Raw genomic sequence first — 24,941 nt, 5'->3', positions numbered from 1 at the left:
GCGGAAATGAATAGCCAGATTGTTGCCGCCGCCGCCCTGCTGAAAGCGGGGGGTATTGTGGCCTTCCCGACGGAAACGGTTTACGGCCTTGGCGCGGACATCTCTCACCCGTCCGCAGTGCAGCGCATCTTCGAGATCAAAAAACGGCCCGCGGATCATCCGCTCATTGTCCATATCGCCGATTCATCCCGCTTGACTCACTGGGCGCAAGAAGTGCCGGAACAGGCGTGGCAGCTCGCTGAACACTTCTGGCCCGGTCCGCTGACACTGATATTGCCGCGCAGTCGCCATGTACCGGAAAATGTAACGGGAGGCCAGGATACGGTGGGATTGCGCGTGCCGGATCACCCCGTCGCGCTTGCTTTGCTGAACGCATTGGGGCATGAAAAAGCCCTTGCCGCACCGTCGGCCAATCGGTTTGGCCATATAAGCCCCACAATGGCAGCCCATGTGCGCGAGGAGTTGGGCGAAGCAGCAGACTTGGTTCTGGACGGCGGGCCGTGCAGAGTTGGCCTGGAAAGCACAATAGTCAGTATTGAGGGCGGCACTGCCACTATATTACGACCTGGCGGTATCCCACTGGCAGCGCTGGCAGAAGTATTGAATGGAAAGATTGCTTTACCCGAAGGAGCAAAACGCGCCATACGTGTACCGGGTGCGCTCTCTTCCCATTATGCCCCGCTAACGCCACTGGAGCTTTGGCAGTCGGACGATATACGGCGGCGCGCTTTCGAGTTGGCGGAGAAAGGCTGGTGCGCCGCAATAGTGGGCTGGTCAGCCCAATGTCTCCAGCACTCGGAGCGAGGACATGAAAAGATCGTGTATTTCTCCATGCCCGCTGAACCAATGGGCTATGGCCATCAACTGTATGCAACTTTAAGACGGGCGGACCAAGAGCGATTCGACTGTTTGCTGGTAGAAACGCCTCCAGATAAACCCGCCTGGATGGCAATCGCAGATCGATTGCGACGCGCGAGCCGCACGCTGGATATCGAAGGTCTAATTGAGGATCATGATTCTGCGAGAGGACAGAATGACGCAAATGAGTCCGTATATGGACGGGAAGCAGGAATAAAATGAATAGTAAAGTTCAAGCGGTACTGTTTGACGTTGATGGCACGCTGGCTGATACAGAGCGAGACGGGCACCGTCTTGCATTCAATGCCGCGTTCGAAGAATTGGGCCTTGACTGGAATTGGGGCGTAGCGCTTTATGGCGAGCTGCTTGCGATAACCGGTGGCAAAGAGCGTATTCGCCATTACATGGAAAACCATACCCCTGCCGAGTTGGGCAGAAGCGGACTCGATGGCTGGATCGCCGGCTTGCACAAGGTTAAAACGAAGCACTATGTGAGTTTGCTTGAAAGCGGCGGGATCCCATTGCGCCCGGGCGTGGCGCGCCTCATCCGGCACTTGCGCGACGCGAACATAAAAATTGCCATCGCCACCACTACGACACCGGAAAACGTAACTGCGCTTTTAAAATCTACGTTGGGGGAAGACTCCCCCGGCTGGTTTGAGGTTATTGGCGCAGGCGATATAGTCCGCGGAAAAAAACCTGAACCGGATATTTATCACTGGGTCCTTGATCAATTGGGATTGCCGGCACAACAATGCATAGCAATAGAAGATTCGGAAAATGGGCTGAGAGCGTCGCTTGGAGCGGGACTTGATACGGTCATTACTGTGAGCGATTACACGCGGTCGCAGGACTTCAGCGGAGCGGCGCTGGTATTGTCGGACCTGGGGGAGCCGACGCAGCCTTTCGCTGTACTTGAAGGGAATGTGCCGCACAGCGGCTGGGTGGACACGGAATTGCTGCTGACGCTGAAAGATGAATCCGCAGGGAGCTGTGGAATATATCTGTCAGAAAAAGCTGTCAGATGAGTCGTAGAATCGTTTTCAATCGAAATCCGATCAAACCGAAATTGGAATTGTCACCTGGAAGAGGTAGTATTGTCCCCAATTGCTTACTCTGACAATTTCTGACAACAAAAATAATGCTGCGTACCCGCACAGTCAACTATTCCCGCCGGACGCTTCACCTCTTTGAAGGGGCCGGACTCATCGTTATTGCCTTGGCCACCATATTCGCCGGTTACCAGGAAACCATGCTGATGATTCACAACGGCAGGGTTACGCTGGCGGATCTGCTGTTGATGTTTCTCTATCTGGAAATCCTGACAATGGTGGGGTTATATTTCGAGTCGGGCAAACTGCCGGTGCGGTTTCCCCTTTACATTGCAATGGTAGCCATGGCGCGCTATGTGACTGTGGACATCAAGGAAATGGATAACATCCGTTTGATGGGCGTCTCGGCATCCATCGTGCTTATCGCGGTTGCGGTGCTGGTCATCCGCTACGGACATGTGCGCTATCCCTACCTGGAAGACCTGGAGGATCTGGCGGAGGCTTCCAAGAAAACCAATCTCCGAGACTGACATGGCAGGCGCTGAATGAACAATCCTCTGGTAGGCGTCATCATGGGCAGCGATAGCGACTGGGAAGTAATGAAGCACGCAGCCGCTATATTGAATGATTTCAATGTGCCTTATGAGGCTGAGGTGGTTTCCGCGCATCGCACGCCGGACCGCATGTTCGAGTATGCGGAAACCGCGGTCGAACGAGGATTCAAATGCATCATTGCGGGCGCCGGCGGTGCCGCGCACCTGCCGGGAATGATTGCCGCCAAAACTGTCCTGCCAGTGCTTGGTGTGCCGGTTGCCTCGCGGCAGCTTCAAGGTCTTGATTCGCTTCTATCCATTGTACAGATGCCAAAGGGTATTCCTGTCGCCACTTTCGCCATAGGCGAGGCGGGAGCGTTCAATGCAGGGTTGTTTGCCGTCGCACTGCTGGCGGTAGAAGATACAAAACTTGCCAGTCTTCTTGTCCGATTTCGCGAAACCCAGGCAGCGAAGGTTGCGGCAATGACGCTTCCCAGGTTATGAGCATCATGCCGGGAGCAATGCTGGGGCTTCTCGGCGGCGGCCAGCTCGGCCGCATGTTTACCATGGCTGCTCAAAGCATGGGCTACCGCGTCACTGTAGTGGATCCGTCCGACAGGAGCCCATCCACCGGCATCGCCGATCGGCATTTGCGTACCGATTACCTCGACAGCGATACGCTGCGTGAGCTCGCATCCACCTGCGCGGGCGTCACCACTGAATTCGAGAACGTACCCGCTGAATCTCTCAGGATACTTGCTGAACGCTGTGTGGTCAGTCCGGCTGCAAACAGTGTAGCGGTTGCACAGAATCGAATTCTGGAAAAGAATTTTCTCGCCGCCAACGGGTTCGGCGTCGCGCCATATGCGGTAATTCAGAATTCGCAAAATTCGAACAATTCGCACAATCTGAACGGAGCGTTATCGCATAAGCAACCTGAACTGTTTCCCGGTTTATTTCCAGGTATTCTTAAAATAAGCCGGTTCGGTTACGACGGCAAGGGCCAGACAAGAGTAAATAACTCCATAGAACTCGACAGGGCGTTTACCGGCATGAAGCGGGAGCCATGCGTGCTGGAAAAGCAGTTGCCGCTGGAGAGCGAAGTGTCTGTCATCGTCTCGCGCGGATTCGATGGTGAAGTGACCACTTTTCCCGTGTCAGAGAATCAGCATCGCAACGGCATACTCGATGTCAGCATTATTCCCGCCAGGGCGTCGCCCGCAATTATTCAAAACGCCCGGGAAATTGCGATTCGCATTGCCGAGAAGCTCGATTACCGAGGTGTATTATGCGTGGAGTTTTTTGTTCTTGCCAACGGTCGGCTGTTGGTAAATGAAATTGCGCCCCGCCCCCATAACAGCGGCCACTATTCAATTGATGCCTGCGTTACCTCCCAGTTCGAGCAACAGGTGCGAGTACTTTGTGGCCTGCCGCTCGGCAGTACCGCCATGCATGGGGCGGCGGTGATGGTGAATTTATTGGGCGATCTGTGGCAGAAAGGGGAGCCGAAGTGGGAACAGGTGCTGCGGCATCCGTATGTCAAATTGCATTTATACGGCAAGCTTGATGCCCGGCCCGGACGAAAAATGGGCCACTATACTGTGCTCGCGGAAACCGTTGAAGCCGCATTGCAGCTTGCGCTGGAAATCAAACAATCGTTGGAACAACAGTTGCTGGAACATCGGGCACCAGTAAATTAGTACATGCGCAAAGATAAAAAGTCATGACTGCTCAAACCGCACTGTTTGAAACAACCATACAAAGCCTGCGTTTCCTGCACCGCGGAAAGGTACGCGATATATATGCAGTGGACGAAGACAAGCTGTTGATAGTCCAGACAGACCGGCTTTCCGCGTTCGATGTGATTCTGCCAACGCCGGTCCCGGGCAAGGGAATGCTGCTGACCGCGTTATCCGGTTTCTGGTTTGAAAAACTGGCTCACATCGTTCCTAACCATCTGACCGGCATTGCGCCGGAATCAGTGGTGGCCGAGGGCGAGCGCGAACAAGTGGCTGGCCGCGCATTTGTGGTGAAGCGGCTGAAGCCGCTGCTGATCGAAGCCATCGTACGCGGCTACGTCGCCGGTTCAGGATGGAAGGACTATAAAAACAGCGGCATGATTTGCGGCATCATGCTCCCGGCCGGATTGCAGGAAGCTGCCAGGATACCTGGCGGGGCGATCTTTACGCCTTCAACCAAAGCTGCGGGGGGAGCACATGATGAAAATATCCCATTTACCGACGCAGAAAAACTGCTGGGCAAGGGATTGGCTGCGCAGGTGCGAGACAAGGCCATCGCGCTTTACTCGGAAGCCGCGGATTACGCGATGACAAAAGGCATCATTATCGCGGATACCAAATTCGAATTCGGACAGGACGCCGCAGGCGGGCTTTATCTCATAGACGAAGCCTTGACTCCCGATTCGTCCCGCTTTTGGCCGGCCGACCGGTATGCGCCGGGAAGAAATCCGCCCAGCTATGACAAGCAATTCGTGCGTGACTGGCTGGAAGCGCAGGACTGGGACAAGAAAGCGCCCCCACCCGCGTTGCCTCCCGATGTGCTTGCCAGGACCAGAGATAAATATCAGGAAGCCCTGCGGCGATTAGCCGGTTAGCTGGGCAGGGGCAATAAGCGAGTGCGTTGCATCGTGTATGGCCACGAGCAATTCGGTAAACCGCATCGGGAAGCAAGGCGGATCACCAGCAACGTCAGCAGGTGTTGAACCTCGCACAAGCACGAAAAATAGACGTTATTCTGGTGACAGAACTGATGCGCTGGGGACGATCAACATTGGACTTGTTTCATACGCTCAACGACCTGCACTCCTGGGGTATCTGCCTGATCGCGCAAACGGGACTGCAGTTTGACCTAACGACGCCACAAGGAAAACTCATTGCCACGTTGATGGCGGGCTTAGCGGAATTCGAGTGTGATCTACTGCGTGAGCGAGTACGATCCGGAGTCACGGCGGCCCAAGCCCGTGGTTGTGGTGTTCGGCCGGCGCCTTGGACAGCGAGTAAAATCAGACAAGTTGGCGCCGAAGGTATTGGCGTTGGTGGCCGCTGGGCAATCCTACCGCCAAATCGGCAGGCAACTAGACTTGAGCAAAAATACCGTACTGGAAATAGTCAAACGTCAACGTGCGAACAAAATGACGTAAGGTGCGTAAATTTCCTTTCGTGTGTTGTCAACGACTATGGAGTCGTGTCTGAAATCTTGACGTGATGCGGGTTTCCGAGCGCTCTTACGCATTTACGAAGGAATCAGCCAGAGAGCAGCCGACGGCGCCAACACACCATTTTAGCGACTCAAGCCTTAGTCAACGCGCGCAATTGACGCGCTGGTGGTTCTTAGCGTGCTTTAAAACGCGAATCGTGTCTTCACCTCCTTTACTATCCATTCCCATCGCACCTTCTGTGTCTTTTATGTGAGTTCCGCGTCGCCGACCGCCGTGTCTCCAAATTGTTCCAACTTTTGGATAACAATCTCTTTGCATTTTTCCCACTCCTCTGGATCAAAATAGGCAGCCACCCCTCCCCCATAAATTACCTTGGACTCTGAGCTGAATATTCCTAGTATAAAATCCCAGCTACTATGTGCCTCGTTTGAATCAAGGCCAATGAAGCCAATTTTTAGGGAGCTTTGCGCGCGCTGGACAGGTGTAAAGCCAAAGTCCGCCGTGTGATTATTTTTACTTTTCACATCAAAATTCTTTTCCAGTAACTCTTTTACGCTTTCTTTTCCCGCGCCGCCATTAAGATGCTCTAGAATTTGCGTAAACAGGCCAACTCCTTCCTTAACGGGGAACATGACATTAGTAACTACGTCAATAATGTCCGTGAGCCTCATGCTTCCGCCATGTTGGTTTGAAAAGCTTTGGCGATGATCGCGGTCGAATGCGAGCCATGGAGTCTTGGTCGTCGCGACGTACTTGATCACATCGGTGACATAAGCTGTTCTCGATTGTCCGTCGTCTTTATATTGTTTATAACCCTGAGCGAAATACTCATGGATGCTCCATGGGGTGCTGCAGTTATTGTCATAGGCCCAGCCCATGTCGGGGCTCGTAGACGTCGCATATCCTAGTGCCACATGGAACATCCAGCTTTGCGTTTTCAGGATCATCAGTTTTTCTGCAAAGCTAACGTCGACGACGGCGACAATTTGCTCACACAATGAAGTGGCATTCTTCAGTATTTCGTCGTAAGTAGGTTCCTGCTGTTCGCGCTCTTTTCTCTCAGGCCTAGCAAGTAGCCGATGCAACCGGACATGCGTTGGAACATCGTATACTTCATTATCACGCGAAATATCGTATGCAAATTCGAGAAGGTCTGCCAGATTGTCTTTGTTCATAATGTTCTCCCAAGTCACCTTAACACCGTTTCATCGAAAATCGAGTCATCGAGCTTGGACGTGGCTGCCTCGCCCTTCTTGCCCCATGTTTCGATCTGTTGTTAAAAGACAGCATTAAGCGCTTGAATGGATGAGTTGGATAGCTGTAAGAATATGCAGCTTGCAAATCCGAATGAAAGTGGCTCCTTTTTAGATAGCGACCGCGTATTTCCCTTTCGTCAAACCTCCCCTAATACTTGATAAATAATTCGCGGAAATTTTAAGTATTTGCTGTAGCACAAGGCTTCCCTTGTGCTACAAATCAATGAATGATAAAGGACGTTATCATTCACTAATGGTTAATTTTAAGTTGGTCAAAAATATTACTTCATGTTCATGTTAGAGCTGGACAATCTCAATCTTAATGATTAGTATTGATTGAGATCGTTTCAACTGGATTGGATATGAATACTCGCGTCGTCACCGCACACATTCCTAATGAGCTTGCTGAACAAATTGATCAACTGGCTGCTCGACTTGATCGTCCCAAGGGCTGGATCGTAAAACAGGCGTTGACCTCTTGGGTTGCCCTTGAAGCAAAACGCCACCAGCTCACCTTGGAAGGTATGGCGGACGTCGATGCCGGACGCCTGGTCGATCATGCTTCAATTGAAGCCTGGGCTGCAAGCCTCGACAAGCCGGCTTAATTCATGGTGCTTAAATGGACGGTTAGCGCTGAGCGCGATCTTGTTCGCCTTCACGCCTTTCTCGCTCCAGTAAATCCTACAGTTGCGGCAAAAGTAGTGAAGCAGTTGGTGGCAGGCGCGCAGCAGCTCCTTGCTTATCCGCAGCTCGGAGTACCGCTCGACGAATTTTCACCCCGTGATGTACGTCGAGTAATTGTGGGGGATTACGAAGTGCGTTATGAAGTTGTCGACAATATGATTTATATCCTTCGCCTCTGGCACGCCCGGGAAGATCGATGATGACACAGGCGCTAGCCTATCCGCTTCACGGATCAGTGGCACTGCCGGCGTTGTTTTCTCCCACCCCGGATGCTGGCAAGCGCTTCATCGAGTTCTTCACTGCCAATATCCGTAATCCAAATACCCGTAAGGCCTACGCCTGGGCTGTAGGGGAATTCGCCACCTGGTGCGAGACTAACGGACTGACTGAGCTGTGCGACATCGAGCCGGTTCATGTTGCAGCCTATATAGAAATATTGTGGCAACGGTTGTCAGCACCTTCCGTGAAACAACATTTGGCTGCAATCCGTATGCTGTTCGATTGGCTGGTGGTTGGCCAGGTCCTCGCCACGAATCCGGCGAGCTCGGTACGAGGCCCGAAGCATTCAGTCAGAAAAGGCAAGACGCCTGTCCTGGCCGCGGATGAAGCACGCACCTTACTGGATTCAATCGATACCAGCACCCATGTGGGCTTGCGCGATCGCGCCCTAATTGGCTTGATGGTCTATACATTTGCCCGCGTTGGCGCGGCACTTGGGATAAAGGTCGAAGATGTCTATGTACAAAGCCGTCGCACCTGGGTACGGCTACATGAAAAAGGCGGAAAGCAGCATGAAATGCCCTGTCATCACAACCTGGATGAATACTTGCACGCTTATATAAATGCCGCCCAGTTGACGGAAGCCAAAAGCATTCTGTTCCGCACAGCGCTTGGCCGCACCGGGCAGCTGTCCGATCGGCCAATGAGCCAGGCCGATGCATACCGCATGATCCGCCGGCGCGCCACGGATGCAGCTATCCTCACCCGTATCGGCAATCACTCCTTTCGCGCTACAGGTATCACGGAATACTTGCGTAATGGTGGAAAGCTGGAAGTAGCGCAGCAAATGGCTGCCCACGAGAGCGCGCGCACGACCGGGCTCTATGACCGGCGTAATGACCAAGTCTCCCTGGATGAGGTCGAGCGAATCGTGATTTAGCTAAAAACGCGCTGCCGAACTTAGCTCAAGCAGGGGGTTTAATCCAGCAGGCGCTTTCGCCGAGCCACGAATCCGACCAGGATCAGGCCGGCGAGCATCAAGGCATAGGATTGAGGCTCAGGGATAACTTGGACTGAAGCAAGGACCACGACCTGTCCCGCGTTATTGATGTCGACGGCATCAAATAGAACAGTCCCGGCCGGCAACTCAACCAGTGAATTGAGGTCGGTCATGCCCACGCCATTGGGGCCGGTGATGAAAGCACGATTATTACTTTCCCCCACCACCTGCCCGGCGTCATTGATGCCAAAGGCTATACTGTCAGGTCCACCCAGCGTCCCGAGCCTAAGACCTTCTCATGGCTGAGTTAATTCGTTTATCGGTGTTATCACTCTCTCCCATTGTTATTCGGATCGACCCGGTTCACTGCTCTATCTACTCTCCCATCAGGTAAAGGCCTCGGTAGGCAAAGAGCGCGTTTGCGCGATATGCGCCGCTTCCTCAACCTCTTTCTGTTCGATATAACTTTAAACAGGTCAAAGTAGAAAAAGAAAAGGACTAAAAGGAGCCCAGCAAGAATCTCACTCCCAAAAGGATTAACGAATGGCTGCACGTGCACGTTGGGAAACGGCGCAACGTTGGTATGAGGTTGAGCTTGTTCGTGACTTAATAGGCGATTGGGTCGTTGTGCGCCGATGGGGCAGCAAAGCTTCAGGCGATACGGAGAACTGTCTCTTGTGGTAGAGGGAGAGGCCGAGGGATGGCAATTTATTGAAAAGATCCATCTAGTGAGACTACGGCGTAGGCCCGCTTACTGGCGTGTCTATTAACATGGCCCGGCCCGCCTGCAAATCCTTAGCCGAGAGGTTTTGTTCGGTTTGCACCTGCTGCGGCCTGTTCTCGCAACTGAACAATCTTCTCTGCGTTGAGTGCCGGCTTCCTGCCCTTGTAAACTCCTTTGGCCTTTGCCAGGGTTATTCCTCCCGCTGCCTCTCCTTGATGAGCGCGCGCTCAGCGGGGTGAGATAAGATCAGTACTGACGCTTAGCTTGTCGGGTGATACAGTGTTTTTTTTCTGCCGAGCCCTTATCGATTGATGCTGAGGCACAAGGAAACAGTGGGGTTTTATCAGCTTTAGGATAAAGCCGGCCGATAATTGGCGACCCGTTGCAAGCGCTCCAAATCGTTGAGCTTGATACGCCGGCCTTTGCTGGTAACAAGCCCACCATCCTGAAGTCGGGCAAAAACCCGACAAACAGTCTCCTCGGCTAACCCCAAATAATTACCGATATCGCTGCGAGACATGCTTAGGTCGAATTCAATCATGGAATAATGGCGTTGTGCAAACTGCTGCGAAAGGCTAAGCAGGAAGGCCGCCAGCCGCTCTTCGGCGTTGTGCTTCCCAAGCAGCAGAACCAGTTCCTGGGTATGGCGAACCTCCGCACTCATGATCTTGAATATCTCGTATTGAATGGCTGCATCTTTCCTGGCCAGTTCTTCAAAGCGGTCGATCGAAACCTCGCAAACAGACGTAAGCTTGGTTGCGCGGGCCTCGCAGTTGTGCTCCCGCATTTGCATATCCTCCAATCCCAGCAGTTCTCCCGCTGTATGAAAACCTATTATCTGAACTCGGCCATCTTCGGAAGTGACGCATGTTTTGACTGATCCCCCCCGAATTACATACAAATGTTCGACGGACTGGCCCATGCGGTAGAGCGTTTCCCCACGCTTGAGCACCTGTTTCCTTTTCACCACACGATCGAACAGGGATGCATCGCCACTCTTCAGCCAAAGAGATACGCAGAGCTTGTATGCACCACAATTTCTGCAATCCTGCGGCACGCTTGCGGCTGGGTCCGCGAGGGGCCCTCGTTTCGGTAGGACTTCAGGCATATCTTCACCGCTCATCATGTTGCTTCGATGCGGTACCACCGCTCGCACCATCCTCCGTTTCCAGGCATCCTAGAGCTGCGCGCGGAATATCGGTTAACTGGTATTCGCCGCTCGTTACCCCCGCCGCAAGGATTTCCAGCGTCTGGGTCTGCAGAAGACTGACTATCTGCTGCTTGATCGGCCACCATTTCGCATGCATCGGGCAGGCCGTCTTTTCACTGCAAACCTTGAGCCCCAGTACGCACTCTTCCGTGAATCCCGGACCCTCTGTAAGCTTCACGATCTGCATCAGACTGATTTTATCGCAGCTTTCCCGCAGGCAAAAGCCGCCCTGTTTACCGCGAAAAGAATATAACAAATTACCTCGACATAATTCTTGCAAAACCTTCGCAAGATAGGTAGGCGGTGACCTCAAGCGTTCGGCAATGGTACGATTCAATACTGCCACGCCTGGAGGTTGTGTGGCCATAAAAATAAGCGCCTGAATGGCATATTGAGTTGTGCGAGACAGAATCATCGCTAAATTATCACGCCATCGTGTAAGAAGGTTAGGAAATGCTCCGCGGCAGAAAGCTCTGGTAGCCTTTATATCAGCCAGTACACAAAGATAAACAATCCCAGCCAGACCACGTCGACGAAGTGCCAATACCAGGCGACACCCTCGAAACCGAAATGGTTCTCGGGGGTGAAGTGTCCCGCCATTACGCGGCACCAGATGACCAGCAGCATGATGGAGCCCAGCGTCACGTGAAAACCATGAAAACCAGTCAACATGTAAAAGGTCGCGCCATAGGCGCCGGTCGTCAGCTTGAGATTTAGATCGGAATAGGCGTGACCATACTCATATGCCTGCAGGCCGACGAACAGAAACCCCAGCGCAAAGGTGAGAAACAATCCCAGCTTGAGCTGCCCGCGTTTGTTCAGCTTCAACGCCCAATGCGCCCAGGTGACGGTCACGCCCGATGTCAGCAGGATCAGGGTATTGATGGCCGGAAGTCCCCACGGACTCATGGGCATGAACTTCTCCGCGATTCCGGGGCCGGCGGTGGGCCACTCGCCAACAAAGTCTGGCCAGAGGATTTTGCTCCCCAACCCCGCCAGATCCGGAATCGAAAAGATGCGCATGTAAAACAGGGTGCCGAAGAAGGCGGCAAAGAACATGACCTCGGAAAAGATGAACCAGCTCATCCCCCAACGGAAAGATTTACTCACTTACTGGTTGTACACCCCTGCCTCACTTTCGCGGGCCACGGTGCCAAACCAACCGAACATCATGTAGATGAGTATAGCGAAACCTATTGCTAGCAATCCGTAGCCCAGCGGAAGCTTGTTGACGGAAAACGCCGAGCCAAAACCCATGAATAAAAGCGCGATCGACCCTGTAATAGGCCAGGGCGATGGCGCTGGCACGTAATAATAACCCTCTTCTTGACTCATCCCGCTCTCCCGCTTTAAACAGTTGATACCGTCAGTCCGGTCAACAGCAGTACGTTTCCAACAAATAGTAGGTCACCGGCAGCGCCAGAGATGAGACCAGGAGAAATAGCGCTGTTTTGATGGAGGCGAGGCGCGTCCCGATCTCCACGTCTTCCGGCATATCCAGGTTCCCGGACATGTTTGCCTGCTTTGACATATCATCCTCCTATCTCCACTATTATTTGATGACCGGGGGCGTCTCGAAGCTGTGATATGGCGCTGGCGAAGGCAGCGTCCACTCCAGCGTTTTTGCCCCATCCCAAGGCTTGGCCGGAGCCTTGGCCCCGCCACGAATGCATTTCAGCACGACATAGAGAAATAGCAGCTGTGTAGTGCCGAAGCCAAAGGCACCAATGCTGGATATCATGTTGAAATCGGCAAACTGCAGCGCATAGTCCGGAATCCGGCGCGGCATGCCTGCCAACCCCAGGAAATGCTGGACGAAGAAGGTGAGGTTGAAGAAGAACATCGACAACCAGAAATGCCATTTGCCAAGCGTTTCGTCATACATGTGCCCGGTCCATTTCGGGAGCCAGTAGTAGGTCCCCGCGAATATGGCGAAGAGCGAGCCGGACACCAGCACATAGTGGAAGTGGGCTATCACATAGTAGGTATCCTGCACCTGAACGTCTATCGGAACTATCGCGCATACCACGCCGCTAAAGCCCCCGATGACAAACAGAAAAATGAAGCCGATGGAAAAAAGCATGGGCGTTTCGAAAGTCATGGAACCGCGCCACATGGTTGCAGTCCAGTTGAACACCTTCACCCCCGTTGGCACTGCGATCAGCATGGTCCCGTACATGAAAAACAGCTGGCCGGTAACCGGCATGCCTGCTGTAAACATGTGGTGCGCCCAGACGATGCAGGACAGGATTGCGATGGATGCGGTGGCGTAAACCATCGAGGAGTATCCGAACAAGGGCTTGCGGGCGAAGGTGGGGATGACCTCGGACACGATGCCGAACGACGGCAGGATCATGATGTAGACTTCCGGATGGCCGAAGAACCAGAATATGTGCTGGAACATCACCGGATCGCCACCGCCGGCCGCATTAAAGAAATTGGTGCCAAAGTTGCGGTCCGTCAGGAGCATGGTCACTACCCCGGCCAGCACCGGCATCACCAGCACCAGCAGATAGGCGGTGATCAGCCAGGTCCAGACGAATAAAGGCATCTGCATCAGGGACATTCCCGGTGCCCGCATATTAAGAATGGTGGTGATGATGTTGATCGAACCCATAATGGAGGAGGCGCCAAGGATATGAATAGCGAAAATCATCATATCCATGCCGATGCCCATCTGCACCGACAGCGGCGGATAGAATGTCCAGCCCCCTGCGGGCGCTCCGCCGGGCACGAAGAACGAGCTCATGAGCAGCAGTGCCGCCGGCGGCAGCAGCCAGAAGCTCCAGTTGTTCATGCGCGCGAAGGCCATATCCGGCGCACCGATCATCATCGGTATTTGCCAGTTGGCGAAGCCCACGAACGCCGGCATGATGGCGCCAAACACCATCACCAGACCATGCATGGTGGTCAGCTGGTTGAAAAACTCGGGTTGGACGATCTGCAAGCCCGGCTGAAACAGCTCGGCCCGGATGGTCAGCGCCATTACGCCCCCTGTCAGGAACATGGCGAAGCTGAACCATAGATACATGGTGCCAATATCTTTGTGATTAGTGGTGGTTATCCAGCGCATCAGGCCACTGGGGTGGTGCTCGTGCACATGCCCGATATCTTGTTCTACTGCCGCCATGTTGTTCTCCTCAACACTATTTTTTTTAAAAATAATTGCAAACCATCATCACCGCATCAGTTGGACGCATGGCTGTAGTATGCGTAGCGATATCGCGATCTACTGCTGCCATGATTTTCTCCTGATGCTATTTTCTTAACTGGTTGATTTCGGATGGTTGCACCAGATCGCCTGCCGTATTGCCCCAGGCATTGCGCTCATAGGTGACCACCGCCGCGATTTGCACGTCAGACATGTGCTTGAATGCCGCCATCGCCGTGTCAGCCCTGCCGTTCATGACGATGTTGATATGCTCAGCCCTGTTCCCGACGGCGATTTTGGAACCGTCCAGCGCTGCAAACATCCCTGATATGCCCTTGCCGTCGGCCTGGTGACAGGCCACGCAGTTTGCGGCGTATACCTTCTCGCCTTCGACTTTCAACTCATCCATCGTGAATTCCTTGTTGACGTCCATCCTCGCCGCCGCCAATTTGGTCTTTTGCTCGCTCACCCACTGGGCGTACTTCTTCGGTTCCACCGCCTCCACCACGATCGGCATGAAGCCGTGCTCCTTGCCGCATAGCTCGGCGCATTGCCCGCGGTAGGTGCCGGGCCTGTCGGCCGCGAACCACGCGTCGCGTATGAAGCCGGGAATTGCGTCCTGCTTGACGCCCAGTGCAGGTACCCACCAAGCGTGAATCACGTCGCTGGCCGTCAGAAGTACGCGTACCTTCTTGCCTACCGGCACCACCACGCGGTTGTCAACTTCCAGCAGGTAATTCTCGCCCTTGGGCGCAGCATTCTCGATCTGCGCCTTGGGGGTGGAGAGGCTGCTGAGAAAATTGATCCCCTCCCCTTCACCCGTCAGGTAGTCATAGCCCCATTTCCACTGGTAACCAGTAGCCTTGATGGTGATGTCCGGACTGGAGGTGTCCTTCATCGCGATGACCGTCTTGGTTGCAGGGTAGGCCATGGCAACCAGAATGAAGATGGGAATAATCGTCCAGATGATCTCGACCGTGGTGCTGTGATGGAAGTTTGCAGCCGGGTGTTCCAATGACTTGCGGTGCTTCAACACCGAGTAAAACATTACCCCAAACACGCCTATGAATATCGCCAGACAAATCCACAACAGCATCGTGTGCTGGTCATAAATCTGCTGCGCAATAATCGACTGTGGTTCGGGCAAGTTCAACTGGTGGGGATCCGCTGCCGTCAGCCCCAACCCGGAATAAAACGCGATTGCCAATGCACCCATGATGGTTGGTGCTGCTTTACTGCCCATATCTCCTCCGCTTGATACCTGGTAAGCCTTGTATAGCGCCAATCCAAAAGCATGGGCTTTTTAGTCTCTCCAGCCAGAGCCCCCGAGATTAGCCGCATTTCAAGATAATCGGACTCTCTTATCCGGTATGGAATCGTATTCCCCAGGGAAAAACAAAACCTTGATCAATGTCAACTTAGCTACGGTTTTTCTGGAACAGCAGGCGGCGTACCTAAGTTTGCAGACGGAGGGAAGAGAAGGGAAAACTGATGAGGTTCAAATGAAGAAACCCGATTTACCGAAGATCAGATTATGGACTCTGAAGGGACCGACAGCGGGGTTGCGGTCACGTGGGAACGGATGGGCTTTGACCAAATTCTCGTGAAGAGCACACGATTTACCGTGCGGCCGGAATTCGACAACTCGTGTTTTTTGATTCGCATCTGTGCTACGAGACGCGGCAGATGGTTGCGGATTTTCGTGCTGTGTGTGTTTGTGAATGATTTTTCTTTGCAGCTGCTTCATCTGGGGTCGGTAGCCCCAATTAATGCTAACAAATTAGGGGCTTCCCCTCGCGCAGCATAATCATCTAGGGACGCAGACCTTGGGCAACGTTGTAGGAGGGAACAGGCTCGTCCTCGCACCAGTCGTTGTCGGTAGCTGGGCCTCTGCCATCAACCTCTGCTAAACACAAATTACGATTGATCCAGCCGGAAATTAGGTAGACAATCATTTTTATGTGCCTTGGCACCCAATGTAAATCATCGAAATCGATGGCTTAACGCCGTTTGCGAAGCAAGAGGCGTTAGGCGCGAGGCGAGCCTGCATCTAATCCAGGAGGAACAAGTTGCGCTCGGTGACACTGTGCAATAGCAGTGGAGGACTGTTAATAAAAAGCAGTGATCCGGCGGAGCAGCACCAAGGCGTTCGAAACCCTGATAAGGAAGCACCCTTATTAGGGGGCGTATGGCTATGAAATAACGGTGCCTGTGGCGCAGCTCCCCGCCCCAAGGTCAGCGTTGTCCCGCCTGTTCGGGCGGCCCCCTCGTCCTATAAGGAACCGTGGAACATGGACGAGGCTTTCCAGGAACTGCTCAAGCTTGCGGGAACAAGCTGGACCTTGATTGCGTCAAGGCGCTTATCAAGAACCGGACTCAGCTGGAAGAGATCAGGGAGCGCTTCCAGGAAAGCTCTTTCTCGTAAGTGGGTTAAGGAACTGGATGTGATTCAGCAATACTTCGCTTATCTGTGACATTTGTGACATTTGTGACATTACTATCATCCAATCACCTGATGGCAGTGGCGCCCACTGGGTGAGTCATTAGACATCTCCATGAATCCCCGAGTTCGCTTACGAATCTGCCAGCCACCACAGAAGGGGGCTTCATGGCTATCCAAGGTTTGAATCTTGCCAGGCATAATGTTTAACTCACCTCAAGGAAAAACATGCGAAAGCTGGTTTTTTTGTTCGGCACTACCTGCGCACTGGCCCTTGCCCAGCTATCTTTTGCGGCTAACCATAACCATCTAGGCAGTGTCACCTACATGCCTGATGCGACCTTTACCTTGCGCACCGATATCGCGGACGGAAAGCTGGTGTTTGTCGGTGAAACGGATGCAATCGCAGGCAAAGTCAACCCTGACCTGAAAGTACCCGAGGGGGCAGTTGTCCAGATCAACCTGATCAATGGGGATGGCGCGATCCACGATATTGCCATTCCCGAATTCGTGGCAAAATCGGACAATATTACTGCAAAAGGTGCAGCCACCTCCATCGTGTTCCAGGCAAACCGGACTGGCAGCTTTGAATACCTCTGCACCCTCCCAGGTCATAAAGCCGCAGGAATGTTCGGTCAACTCATCGTGGGAGAACCGAAGGAGAAGGTGCAAAGCAGCGTGATCGATGTGGCGCAGGATCCCTATGCGGTTGGCAAACCTGTCGGCAATCGCCAGCCAAAGCACTTGACGCTGGATCTGGAGTCAACCGAGATCGAGGGCCGTCTCTCGGATGGCAGTACGTATAGGTTCTGGACCTTTAACAATAAAGTGCCGGGCCCGTTTGTGCGCGTTCGGGTGGGCGATACGATTACTGTTAATCTGAGTAATGCTCAAAACAGCACTCACATTCATTCGATTGACTTCCACGCTGTGACTGGCCCGGGCGGTGGCGCAGCGGTAACTCAGGCAGCTCCTGGCCAAACCAAGAGCTTCACCTTTAAAGCGCTCCATCCGGGACTGTTTGTTTACCACTGCGCTACTCCGATGGTCGCTCAGCACATTACGAATGGGATGTACGGATTAATTCTGGTTGAGCCTGAAGGTGGCCTGCCGAAGGTCGAAAGGGAATTCTATGTGATGCAGGGCGAGCTCTACACCGCGCAGCGGCATGGTGCAGCGGGCTTGCACGAGTTCTCGCTTGAAAAGCTCCTCGCTGAGAATCCGGAGCACATCATGTTCAATGGCACCATGGATGCGCTCACCAAAACCTACAAAATGGAAGCCAACCTGGGAGAAAACATACGTATCTACTTCGGTGTTGGCGGCCCGAATCTCACCTCCAGCTTTCACGTCATTGGCGAGGTGTTCGATAAGGTTTATGATCAGGCTTCGCTCACCAGCCCACCGCTAACTGATGTGCAAACCACGCTTGTCCCGCCCGGCGGTGCTACCATAGTAGAGTTCAAGGTCGATTACCCGGGACGTTATATTCTGGTCGACCACGCTCTGTCACGCATGGAGAAAGGGCTGGCGGGTTTCCTCACCGTCAATGGCAAGGCAAACCCGGCAATATTCGACAGCCGTGAAAAAATCGACGCCGCATCGGGGCATTAAAAGCATCTTGGAACTAGACAGAGGTGTGTAGAAGCGTTATCCGTACTCGTCAATTCTACGTTGAACCAGTGAAGCAATCAGCGGCAATGCTGGGCTGACGGTATTGCGCAATTGTTATTGTCCAATTCACTCTATAAAGGTTGGTTGCTGCAGTCCTTATCCAGCGCTATTGCCTCTTTTATACTTGCGGTTAAATCCAGTATCAGATGGATAAGTAAGCGGCCCCCGAATTCAGCTGAGATTTTTGACGTCGAGCTTCCTCTGCTAGGTAGCAGAGTGGGAATCCAAGCAAGGAAATTGCATGAGAGTAGCTGTTTGCAGCGCACAGTCCTATGACCGTCAATTCTTGACGGAAGCTAATCATGACATTGGGCATGAGCTCGTGTTTTTCGAATCGCACCTGCGCGACGAGACGCGGCAGATGGTTGCAGGCTTTCCTGCTGTGTGTGTTTTCGTCAATGACACGCTCGACGCTCGAGTGCTTGAAACTCTGGCCCTACAGGGCACGCGACTGATCGCGCTGCGCTGTGCCGGCTTCAACAATGTGGATATTCAGTCGGCCAGCAGCCTTGGGCTACGTATCGTGAGAGTTCCGGCTTATTCGCCCCACTCGGTAGCAGAGCACAGCGTGGGACTGATGCTTGCGCTAAACCGGCACCTTCACCATGCATATAACCGGGTGCGTAACGGTAATTTCGCCTTGCAGGGGTTGCTAGGGTTTGAGCTGCGCGGCAAAACCGTCGGTATCGTCGGCACTGGTCGTATTGGTGCGGCAGTCACGCAAATACTGCATGGATTCGGTTGTCGCCTGATCGCCCATGATCCGCAAGAAAACCTGGAATGCATCAGCCTGGGCGTGGAGTATGTGGCGCTCGAAAAACTTTATGCCGAGAGCGACATCATCACGTTGCATTGCCCATTGAACCCTCAAACATATCGTTTAATCGACAGCGCGGCGATCAGCCAAATGAAACGCGGCGTGATGCTAATCAACACCAGTCGTGGCGCAGTTATTGATACGCGGGCGGCGATTGAAGGACTGAAGTCCGCAAAAATCGGTTCCCTTGGACTTGACGTGTATGAACAGGAAGGCGATCTGTTCTTCCAGGATTTGTCTGATCAGGTGATACAGGATGATGTGTTTGGACGCTTGCTGACTTTTCCAAACGTGCTGATTACCGGTCATCAGGGGTTCTTCACTGCCGAAGCGCTTTCGAGCATCGCACAAACTACCCTGCAAAATATCACCGTTTTCGAGCGAGACGGAGTATGCCAGAATGAAGTAAAGGTTGATTTGCTCATAGCAGATTAGCTCATCATTGTTTTCAACACAGTTCATTCCAAAGCATTCGGCTCAGCAGGTGAAGCATAAGCTTATTTGCCTAAACTGATGCACTTCGCTACAGGGGCGCGAATAACAATGTCTGTGTAATATGAGCACGGCATAGTAAAGCATTAACGTGAAAGAACTCACCCTTAAGACGAACGCGGGCCTGACCCCTGACAGTCATGGCTGCCGGTGAGTTCGCCTTGCAGCGCGCCGAACAGTTCTTCACGACTGGCCTTGAGTCGCCGACTGGCAAGCTCGAGTACCTGATGGGGCGGCCAACCGGCAACGATAGCCTTGACCATGGCGCGCGCCGACTGGCCGTGCAGGTCACTGACCACCACGCCGAGGCGAATGCCGCCGTCGGTCAGTACCTTGTGCAGGCGGTTCTTCTCGGACGACAGCTGCCCGACCAGTTTCTGCCGCTGGCGCGCAATCAGACGCAACTCGCGCAGCGCCATGGGCGGCACGAACGAGGCGCGCAGCAGTCCGGCACGTGCCAGGGTGGCAAGCCATTGCGCATCGCCGACGTCGGTCTTGCGACCGGGAACATGCTTGACGTGCCGGGCATTGACGACCTGAGCGCAAATGCCGGCCGCCTCCAGTGCGGCATACGGACTTTTCCAATAAATGCCGGTGCTTTCCATCACCACTTTATCAGGCGCAAGCGATGCCGCCCACTTTGCCAGTGCGCGCCGATCCCGCTTGAATGCACCAAATTGCCGCTGCTCAATACGCATCGTCCCGTCCGATTCTTCGATAATTGCGCAGGCCGTGATCTGCACCTGATGAACATCCAGTCCGATAACGCGTTTATGAAGTGCCACCAGTTCCATACCACCTCCTTTCGAATTCCACTTAAAAGCGGAAGGTGGCAGGTGCCGAAACTGAAAGGGCCTGAAGGCGACAAGTCGCCAACGGCCGGTTTAACGTGCGCTCTCTATGGAAGCAATCCGGGGTGCGAGTCAGTTCGACGGGTCACGTTAGGTTGCGGGGTTCGTCCGCCAAAAAATTGCGCGACCTCTTCCCGCCACCTTCCACCCCATAGTTTCTTTCATCATCAGGGGTGGCGCCAGCCGCAATGACCGTTAGGTTGAAAGATAATCCTCTTGAGAACCTAGAAATTGGCTATGATCATTGCACGCGCGGCAATCGGCGAACCCGGCAGGATATTGTTATTGTTGTGGGCTGCCGCTATATACTTCGTGTCAAACAGATTCTCAATGTTGACCTGCACCCGCATATGACGGCTGAGTCTGCCATATAACGCCGCATCCACCCGCACGAAATCAGGCAGAACAACAGCATTATCGATTGCCGCAAACATATTGCTGCGGCCAATAACGCCGAATGCGGCACCCCAGTTAGGCGTAAAGTTATAACGATTCCAGAGCGAGAAACTATGTTTGGGCAGTTCAGCCAGGATTGCACCTTTTTGAGCATTGCCGGCCGCTTGTGTAAGCACGCCTTCCTGATATGCATAACCACCCATGATGCTCCATGCAGAAGTAACTCTGCCGCTTATGCCCACCTCTACACCCCTGACACGCTGGCCTTTGCCTAGCATAGTGAGCTGTGACACATTTGGATCCTGGATAATCATGTTGGTTCGATCCAACTGATAGAATGCGGTGGTAAGAGCCAGGTTGGGGCGAATATCCCATTTGGCACCTGCCTCCACATTGATGAATCTTTCCGGGTCCAACGACGTATTGTTTACGTTCAGTGAAGTCAGTTGATCGCCAGCACGTGGCACATACGCCAAACTGTAGCTCCCATAGATAGAGACCGGCTCGATTGGCTTGTAAACCAGCCCGAATCTGGGCGAGATCAGATCATCCCTAGATTGAAGATTGTTGGTACCCCTGTTGTCCTGGAAATCGACTTCAAACCTATCGTAGCGCACCCCAAGAATCGCCTGTAACTGGGGCAGAATGGTGATCTGGTCCTGTATATAAACCCCTGCAACACTGGTGGAAGTGTGGAAGTTTGCATCGCCGGGCCTTGTGGTAAACGTGATCGGCGCCATTGTGCGCGGGTTGCTGATGGACACCGTATCGATCAGTGTGCCGCCGCCGGGATTCAAACCCGTTCGCCGCCGGTTATCTGTGATCTGGCGGCCTACTTCGACACCGGTCACCAGCTCATGTTTGAACCATCCCGTGTTGAACGAGAACAAGAGATCTGTCTGGTTGAAAAAATTTTCCCGATCAGTCTGATTGTTATAAGCGGCAATATCCACCATTCCTGCTGCGGTCACACGGCTATTCGCGAAGACGTTCTGGTAAAACTTGTCATAAATTGCATAGCGCGTGCGATTGCGGAGTGTGACTGCGTCGTTGAACTGATGTTCGACGAGCATGTTGATGGATTTCGCGTTGGTGTCTGTCGGGCTGCGCCTGGGGTCTCCAAAAAATGTGGAAGAATGGGTATTAAGAGGACGCCCCTGGAGCGTACCTGGTATGCCCCTGTCGGCGATGCGCTCGTCCTTGAACAACTCCATGTTCACGACGACTTTGGTGTTTGCACTAGGTTTCAGCGTAACTGTCGGGCTGATGCCAAAACGCCGGATTTCTACCCCATCGCGATAGCTGTCGGAGTTCTCGAACAACCCGTTAAAACGGAATGCGGCCACATCATTAATGGCGTGGTTTATGTCGGCCGTGGCTCGCTTCTGGCCATACGAGCCGGCCTGGAATGTAAATTCGCGTATCGGGTCCCAACCCGCCTGTTTCGTCACCCGATTGATTACACCGCCGGAGCCGCCACGCCCGAAAAGCAATCCGTTGGGGCCTTTCAATACTTCGATGCGTTCTATGTTGTACCAGTCCCGAAAATACTCAACATCATCGCGCAGCCCATCCACAAAGAAGTCACCGGTTGAGCGAGTGCCCCGAAAAACCAGCGCATCCCGATTCCCTTCCCCGGATGACACACCCACGCCCGGCACATAGCGCACCGCATCGGCCATGCTTCGAATGGACTGATCCTGCATTAATTCCTGCGTCAGTACGCTCACTGATTGGGGCACATCACGCAGCGGAATATCAAGCTTGGTCGACGAAATACTTCTAGGGGCAGCATAACCGCCAGCATCACCTGGCGTACTTGCAGTCACCACAACCGGCGGGAGGGTCGCCGCTTCAGCCGATTGTATGACATATCCATAGTCCTGCGGCACTGCCTGCAGACCGCTTTCAGCGAGCAAATGGTTCAATCCCTCCTGTACCGAGAAACTGCCGCTCAGCCCTTGGGTCGTGGCATCTTTTAATTCCTCGGCAGCGAAAGAGAAATTAACCCCCGTTTGTTTGGCAAAACGCTCGAGAGCATCTTTTAGCGGGCCCGCGGGAATATGAAATGCCTGCACGGTGGTACTCGTCCCGACGTCTGACTGTGCAAAGGCAGGCAGAGATAGTTCCATAGCCGCGATTCCAAAACCAATTAGTGTGCTGCGCACTGCCATTGCCAGAGAAGATTGGCAAAAACTATATTTTGCCCACCCGGCATTACGATGGGAGGCAGCAATAACTGAACCGCATTTTGTAATTTTGTTTTTCACAGCCAATACTCCCTTTCCCCATCGGGGAATCAGTAACACTTTGGCTGGCTTGCCCTGAAGGGACTGGCTGGCTGAAAATCGCGGGTTAGAAAACCGGGGTTAACGGACAAATAGTATTGTTGTTTCCTCGATTTATCTTTATGAAGGTATCTAACTTACTGTAGTGACTTTATTTTTTGCGAATGATAATACTTATCATACGCAAAAGCAAAACCTTTCTAACTTTGTGGTTGATGCGCCGGATCAGATACAGCACGGCTGCTGCACTGAGACAAGATCTTCGTCATGACAGAATCTTTCGCGTCAAAATGAGGTCGACAACAAGGTGCAGCGCGTATCTTTATAGCCGATTGCTGCGCACCGGCAGCTGCTTTAAGCCCTGCGGCTAACGCCGTTTCTTACTCCAGGAAATCAAGGGTCTGTTATGATTGACGTACCCCATAACCAATAGTATTGTTTAGATGATCAAGAGCTTTAGATCCAAATACACCCAGAAACTTTATCACCAGAAATTTGTGAAGCGATTTTCAGGCTTCGACCGGCAGGCCATCAAGCGGCTGCGCATCCTGGATAGCGCCGATACCCTTGATGCATTGAAGGCGCTGCCGAGTAACGCTTTCGAGGCATTGCTTGGAGATCGGGCTGGACAGTACAGTATCCGCATCAATATGCAATGGCGCATCTGCTTTACCTGGAACGATGGGGCAGAGAACGTCGAGATTGTGGACTATCACTAGTGGAGCAAGATATGAAGAACCTGACAGAACCTATCCATCCGGGAGAAATCCTGGCCGACGAGCTGGAAGCCATCGGCATGACGGCTGCTGCCTTGGCGGTACGGATCGGGGTACCTAAAAACCGTCTTTATGAAATCATCAACGAGCAGCGCGGCGTGACCGCCGATACTGCCATGCGCCTGGGCGTATTCTTCGGCACCGGCCCCAATTTATGGCTGAACCTACAAAAATCCTATGAGCTGGACGTAGCCCGGCAAAAGATCGGGGATAACCTGAAAGCCATAAAGCCTTATGATAGAAACGCCGTTACCCCGGCATAGCCAATTTTCATGAATTTCCCTCTCTGTTTTTGCAATGCCCTTATGCAACAAACAGATCTAAAAAAACAACGCCTTGCGTTGTCCGTTCCAGATAGCAAAAGGGACCGTTTTTCGCAGAGCGTGAAAAACGGATGGGCTTGGTCTATTTTTGACCGAAAACCTATCCTGAAACTATCTCTCGAAATTAACTCTCCGAAAAGCTAAAGCGAAGTTGAGTTTCGGGAGAGAAATTAGAAAAGGCGAGCAGAGGGTTTTGAAAGAAATTCCCTAAATAATTAGGGTAAGGCCGAAGGCGGCGTCAGAAAAGTTTTTTGTGAAGGGGCACCTTCCCGCATGAACTCCAGCGCGGCTTCAAGCTGTGCACAAACGGCAACCGATGATGTCTGCTCCCGGAAGATTTTTTGACACTTGACGCCTTCAAGTTCTCTCAACTGGGACTCGAAACCAGCCGTTTGCTCGATAGTTGAAGTTCTCGCGTAGCCAATGGTCATTTTCCCTCACACTAATTTAAGATGCTGTAACTGCCGGTAGCCGAGGACTGACTTGCTCGCCGTGGCGAAGGGCTTAGCCCTACCTGGTCGGAAGAATCAAGGCCAAGAGATCTAGTAATTTTCCTTACTAGCTGCACCGCTTATCGGTTGCAGCAACTCCCTGGTGTTGTTGGAAGGATCAACCTGATTCACCGCCCTGTCCACCTTCCACCATATGAATTCTTCGGCTGGCAACGAACGGGTCCGCGCCATATGTACGGCGTCGGTAACGGAATTGTCCGGGTCCATCCAGCGCCAGGCATCCGCGGCCTCCAGCACAACCGGCCTGCGGTCGTGTATATCCACGATCCCGCCCTCGAGAGTCGCAATGACGAAGCCTACGTTCGCGGCCTGCCTATCGCGTCTGAGGTTTGTTATTCCAGCCATGAAAACGGGCTTGTCCACTTTACGCGTGATGTACCAGGGTTGCTTGCAGCCGCTCTCACTCTCCATTGTGCCGAGTAGGAGATCGGCGTTGCCGCCAATCCCCCCTCTAAGAACCGTGCGTGAGAGTTTCCACCTCACACGGCTCAAGCCTCAACGAACGCC

General features: G+C 53.1%; 25 protein-coding genes and 4 pseudogenes. 16 read left to right on the top strand and 13 right to left on the bottom strand.

What is annotated here, in order from left to right:
• Positions 1-6: 6 nt before the first annotated feature.
• From BMX66_RS06855 to BMX66_RS15330, 8 genes and pseudogenes are all read left to right on the top strand, one after another.
• The gene (locus tag BMX66_RS06855; RefSeq protein ID WP_255398849.1) at positions 7-1,080 is read left to right on the top strand and encodes an L-threonylcarbamoyladenylate synthase; all 1,074 of its coding nucleotides are present in this window, start codon (positions 7-9) and stop codon (positions 1,078-1,080) included.
• On the top strand, positions 1,077-1,886 hold the full coding sequence (locus BMX66_RS06850) for an HAD family hydrolase (protein ID WP_090880061.1): 810 nt from the start codon (positions 1,077-1,079) through the stop codon (positions 1,884-1,886). The genes BMX66_RS06855 and BMX66_RS06850 overlap by 4 nt, the downstream gene beginning before the upstream one ends.
• Before the next feature lie 113 nt (positions 1,887-1,999).
• Complete coding sequence (locus BMX66_RS06845) at positions 2,000-2,440, top strand: phosphate-starvation-inducible protein PsiE (protein WP_090880058.1); 441 nt, start codon at positions 2,000-2,002, stop codon at positions 2,438-2,440.
• Positions 2,441-2,455: 15 nt separating this feature from the next.
• On the top strand, positions 2,456-2,947 hold the full coding sequence (gene purE, locus BMX66_RS06840) for a 5-(carboxyamino)imidazole ribonucleotide mutase (RefSeq protein ID WP_090880055.1): 492 nt from the start codon (positions 2,456-2,458) through the stop codon (positions 2,945-2,947).
• Positions 2,944-4,143, top strand: a complete 1,200-nt coding sequence (locus tag BMX66_RS06835; RefSeq protein ID WP_090880052.1) for a 5-(carboxyamino)imidazole ribonucleotide synthase — start codon at positions 2,944-2,946, stop codon at positions 4,141-4,143. The genes purE and BMX66_RS06835 overlap by 4 nt, the downstream gene beginning before the upstream one ends.
• 23 nt (positions 4,144-4,166) lie before the next feature.
• Positions 4,167-5,057 carry a phosphoribosylaminoimidazolesuccinocarboxamide synthase gene (locus BMX66_RS06830; RefSeq protein ID WP_090880049.1) on the top strand — a complete coding sequence of 297 codons (891 nt, stop codon included), beginning with the start codon at positions 4,167-4,169 and terminating at the stop codon, positions 5,055-5,057.
• 101 nt (positions 5,058-5,158) lie between these two features.
• Positions 5,159-5,368, top strand: a pseudogene (locus BMX66_RS16130) (recombinase family protein); the annotation flags it as partial.
• Positions 5,369-5,372: 4 nt separating this feature from the next.
• Positions 5,373-5,603, top strand: coding sequence for a LuxR C-terminal-related transcriptional regulator (locus BMX66_RS15330; RefSeq protein ID WP_199679295.1), 231 nt, complete (start codon positions 5,373-5,375; stop codon positions 5,601-5,603).
• 263 nt (positions 5,604-5,866) lie between these two features.
• Here the strand turns inward: BMX66_RS15330 and BMX66_RS06820 are convergent, their stop codons facing one another.
• Complete coding sequence (locus BMX66_RS06820) at positions 5,867-6,796, bottom strand: hypothetical protein (RefSeq protein WP_090880046.1); 930 nt, start codon at positions 6,794-6,796, stop codon at positions 5,867-5,869.
• 443 nt (positions 6,797-7,239) lie between these two features.
• Between BMX66_RS06820 and BMX66_RS06815 the strand changes: the two genes are divergently transcribed.
• From BMX66_RS06815 to BMX66_RS06805, 3 genes are read left to right on the top strand one after another with little or no spacing between them, the layout of a single operon-like run.
• Positions 7,240-7,482, top strand: a complete 243-nt coding sequence (locus BMX66_RS06815) for a CopG family ribbon-helix-helix protein (protein ID WP_090880043.1) — start codon at positions 7,240-7,242, stop codon at positions 7,480-7,482.
• Between the two features lie 3 nt (positions 7,483-7,485).
• A complete protein-coding gene (locus tag BMX66_RS06810) occupies positions 7,486-7,761 on the top strand; it encodes a type II toxin-antitoxin system RelE/ParE family toxin (RefSeq protein WP_090880040.1) in 276 nt (91 codons plus the stop codon).
• Entirely contained in the window at positions 7,758-8,720 is a 963-nt protein-coding gene (locus tag BMX66_RS06805; protein ID WP_199679340.1) for a tyrosine-type recombinase/integrase, read from the top strand. The genes BMX66_RS06810 and BMX66_RS06805 overlap by 4 nt, the downstream gene beginning before the upstream one ends.
• Before the next feature lie 38 nt (positions 8,721-8,758).
• Here BMX66_RS06805 and BMX66_RS06800 read toward each other — a convergent pair whose 3' ends face one another.
• Entirely contained in the window at positions 8,759-8,953 is a 195-nt protein-coding gene (locus BMX66_RS06800; protein ID WP_369826972.1) for a PEP-CTERM sorting domain-containing protein, read from the bottom strand.
• A gap of 370 nt (positions 8,954-9,323) precedes the next feature.
• Between BMX66_RS06800 and BMX66_RS15800 the strand changes: the two genes are divergently transcribed.
• Complete coding sequence (locus BMX66_RS15800) at positions 9,324-9,464, top strand: hypothetical protein (protein WP_199679339.1); 141 nt, start codon at positions 9,324-9,326, stop codon at positions 9,462-9,464.
• 111 nt (positions 9,465-9,575) lie between these two features.
• On the opposite strand, the pseudogene BMX66_RS16125 reads toward BMX66_RS15800, so the two are convergent.
• The 7 genes and pseudogenes from BMX66_RS16125 to coxB all read right to left on the bottom strand — a co-directional run.
• Positions 9,576-9,733 (bottom strand): annotated as a pseudogene (locus BMX66_RS16125) (recombinase family protein); the annotation flags it as partial.
• A gap of 120 nt (positions 9,734-9,853) precedes the next feature.
• On the bottom strand, positions 9,854-10,612 hold the full coding sequence (locus tag BMX66_RS06790) for a helix-turn-helix domain-containing protein (protein WP_090880980.1): 759 nt from the start codon (positions 10,610-10,612) through the stop codon (positions 9,854-9,856).
• 4 nt (positions 10,613-10,616) lie between these two features.
• On the bottom strand, positions 10,617-11,129 hold the full coding sequence (locus tag BMX66_RS06785; protein WP_090880035.1) for an RrF2 family transcriptional regulator: 513 nt from the start codon (positions 11,127-11,129) through the stop codon (positions 10,617-10,619).
• 68 nt (positions 11,130-11,197) lie between these two features.
• Positions 11,198-12,049 (bottom strand): annotated as a pseudogene (locus BMX66_RS06780) (cytochrome c oxidase subunit 3).
• A 40-nt stretch (positions 12,050-12,089) separates the two neighbouring features.
• The gene (locus BMX66_RS15620; RefSeq protein WP_158593433.1) at positions 12,090-12,245 is read right to left on the bottom strand and encodes a hypothetical protein; all 156 of its coding nucleotides are present in this window, start codon (positions 12,243-12,245) and stop codon (positions 12,090-12,092) included.
• Between the two features lie 21 nt (positions 12,246-12,266).
• A complete protein-coding gene (ctaD, locus tag BMX66_RS06775) occupies positions 12,267-13,844 on the bottom strand; it encodes a cytochrome c oxidase subunit I (RefSeq protein ID WP_090880032.1) in 1,578 nt (525 codons plus the stop codon).
• Between the two features lie 127 nt (positions 13,845-13,971).
• Positions 13,972-15,108 carry a cytochrome c oxidase subunit II gene (coxB, locus tag BMX66_RS06770; protein WP_090880029.1) on the bottom strand — a complete coding sequence of 379 codons (1,137 nt, stop codon included), beginning with the start codon at positions 15,106-15,108 and terminating at the stop codon, positions 13,972-13,974.
• A 1,425-nt stretch (positions 15,109-16,533) separates the two neighbouring features.
• Between coxB and nirK the strand changes: the two genes are divergently transcribed.
• Positions 16,534-17,919 (top strand): copper-containing nitrite reductase, encoded by a 1,386-nt coding sequence (nirK, locus tag BMX66_RS06760; protein ID WP_199679338.1) that lies wholly within the window; start codon positions 16,534-16,536, stop codon positions 17,917-17,919.
• A 301-nt stretch (positions 17,920-18,220) separates the two neighbouring features.
• Positions 18,221-19,231, top strand: coding sequence for a 2-hydroxyacid dehydrogenase (locus BMX66_RS06755; protein WP_090880023.1), 1,011 nt, complete (start codon positions 18,221-18,223; stop codon positions 19,229-19,231).
• Positions 19,232-19,428: 197 nt separating this feature from the next.
• Here BMX66_RS06755 and BMX66_RS06750 read toward each other — a convergent pair.
• A pseudogene (locus tag BMX66_RS06750) lies at positions 19,429-20,082 on the bottom strand (IS110 family transposase); the annotation flags it as partial.
• 281 nt (positions 20,083-20,363) lie between these two features.
• Positions 20,364-22,667, bottom strand: coding sequence for a TonB-dependent siderophore receptor (locus BMX66_RS06745; RefSeq protein WP_255398848.1), 2,304 nt, complete (start codon positions 22,665-22,667; stop codon positions 20,364-20,366).
• A 599-nt stretch (positions 22,668-23,266) separates the two neighbouring features.
• Here BMX66_RS06745 and BMX66_RS06740 point away from each other — a divergent pair.
• Positions 23,267-23,542, top strand: a complete 276-nt coding sequence (locus BMX66_RS06740) for a type II toxin-antitoxin system RelE/ParE family toxin (protein WP_090880016.1) — start codon at positions 23,267-23,269, stop codon at positions 23,540-23,542.
• An 11-nt stretch (positions 23,543-23,553) separates the two neighbouring features.
• A complete protein-coding gene (locus BMX66_RS06735; protein ID WP_090880012.1) occupies positions 23,554-23,862 on the top strand; it encodes a HigA family addiction module antitoxin in 309 nt (102 codons plus the stop codon).
• 275 nt (positions 23,863-24,137) lie between these two features.
• Here the strand turns inward: BMX66_RS06735 and BMX66_RS06730 are convergent, their stop codons facing one another.
• Positions 24,138-24,353 (bottom strand): recombinase family protein, encoded by a 216-nt coding sequence (locus BMX66_RS06730; protein WP_121169292.1) that lies wholly within the window; start codon positions 24,351-24,353, stop codon positions 24,138-24,140.
• Positions 24,354-24,464: 111 nt separating this feature from the next.
• Positions 24,465-24,917 carry an SOS response-associated peptidase family protein gene (locus BMX66_RS06725; RefSeq protein WP_143058213.1) on the bottom strand — a complete coding sequence of 151 codons (453 nt, stop codon included), beginning with the start codon at positions 24,915-24,917 and terminating at the stop codon, positions 24,465-24,467.
• Positions 24,918-24,941 lie beyond the last annotated feature (24 nt).

Source organism: Nitrosovibrio sp. Nv6, from assembly GCF_900110495.1.
Classification (GTDB): Bacteria; Pseudomonadota; Gammaproteobacteria; order Burkholderiales; family Nitrosomonadaceae; genus Nitrosospira.
Note: the sequence above shows the minus strand (reverse complement) of the source record. Positions and strands in the feature narration are given on the sequence as shown.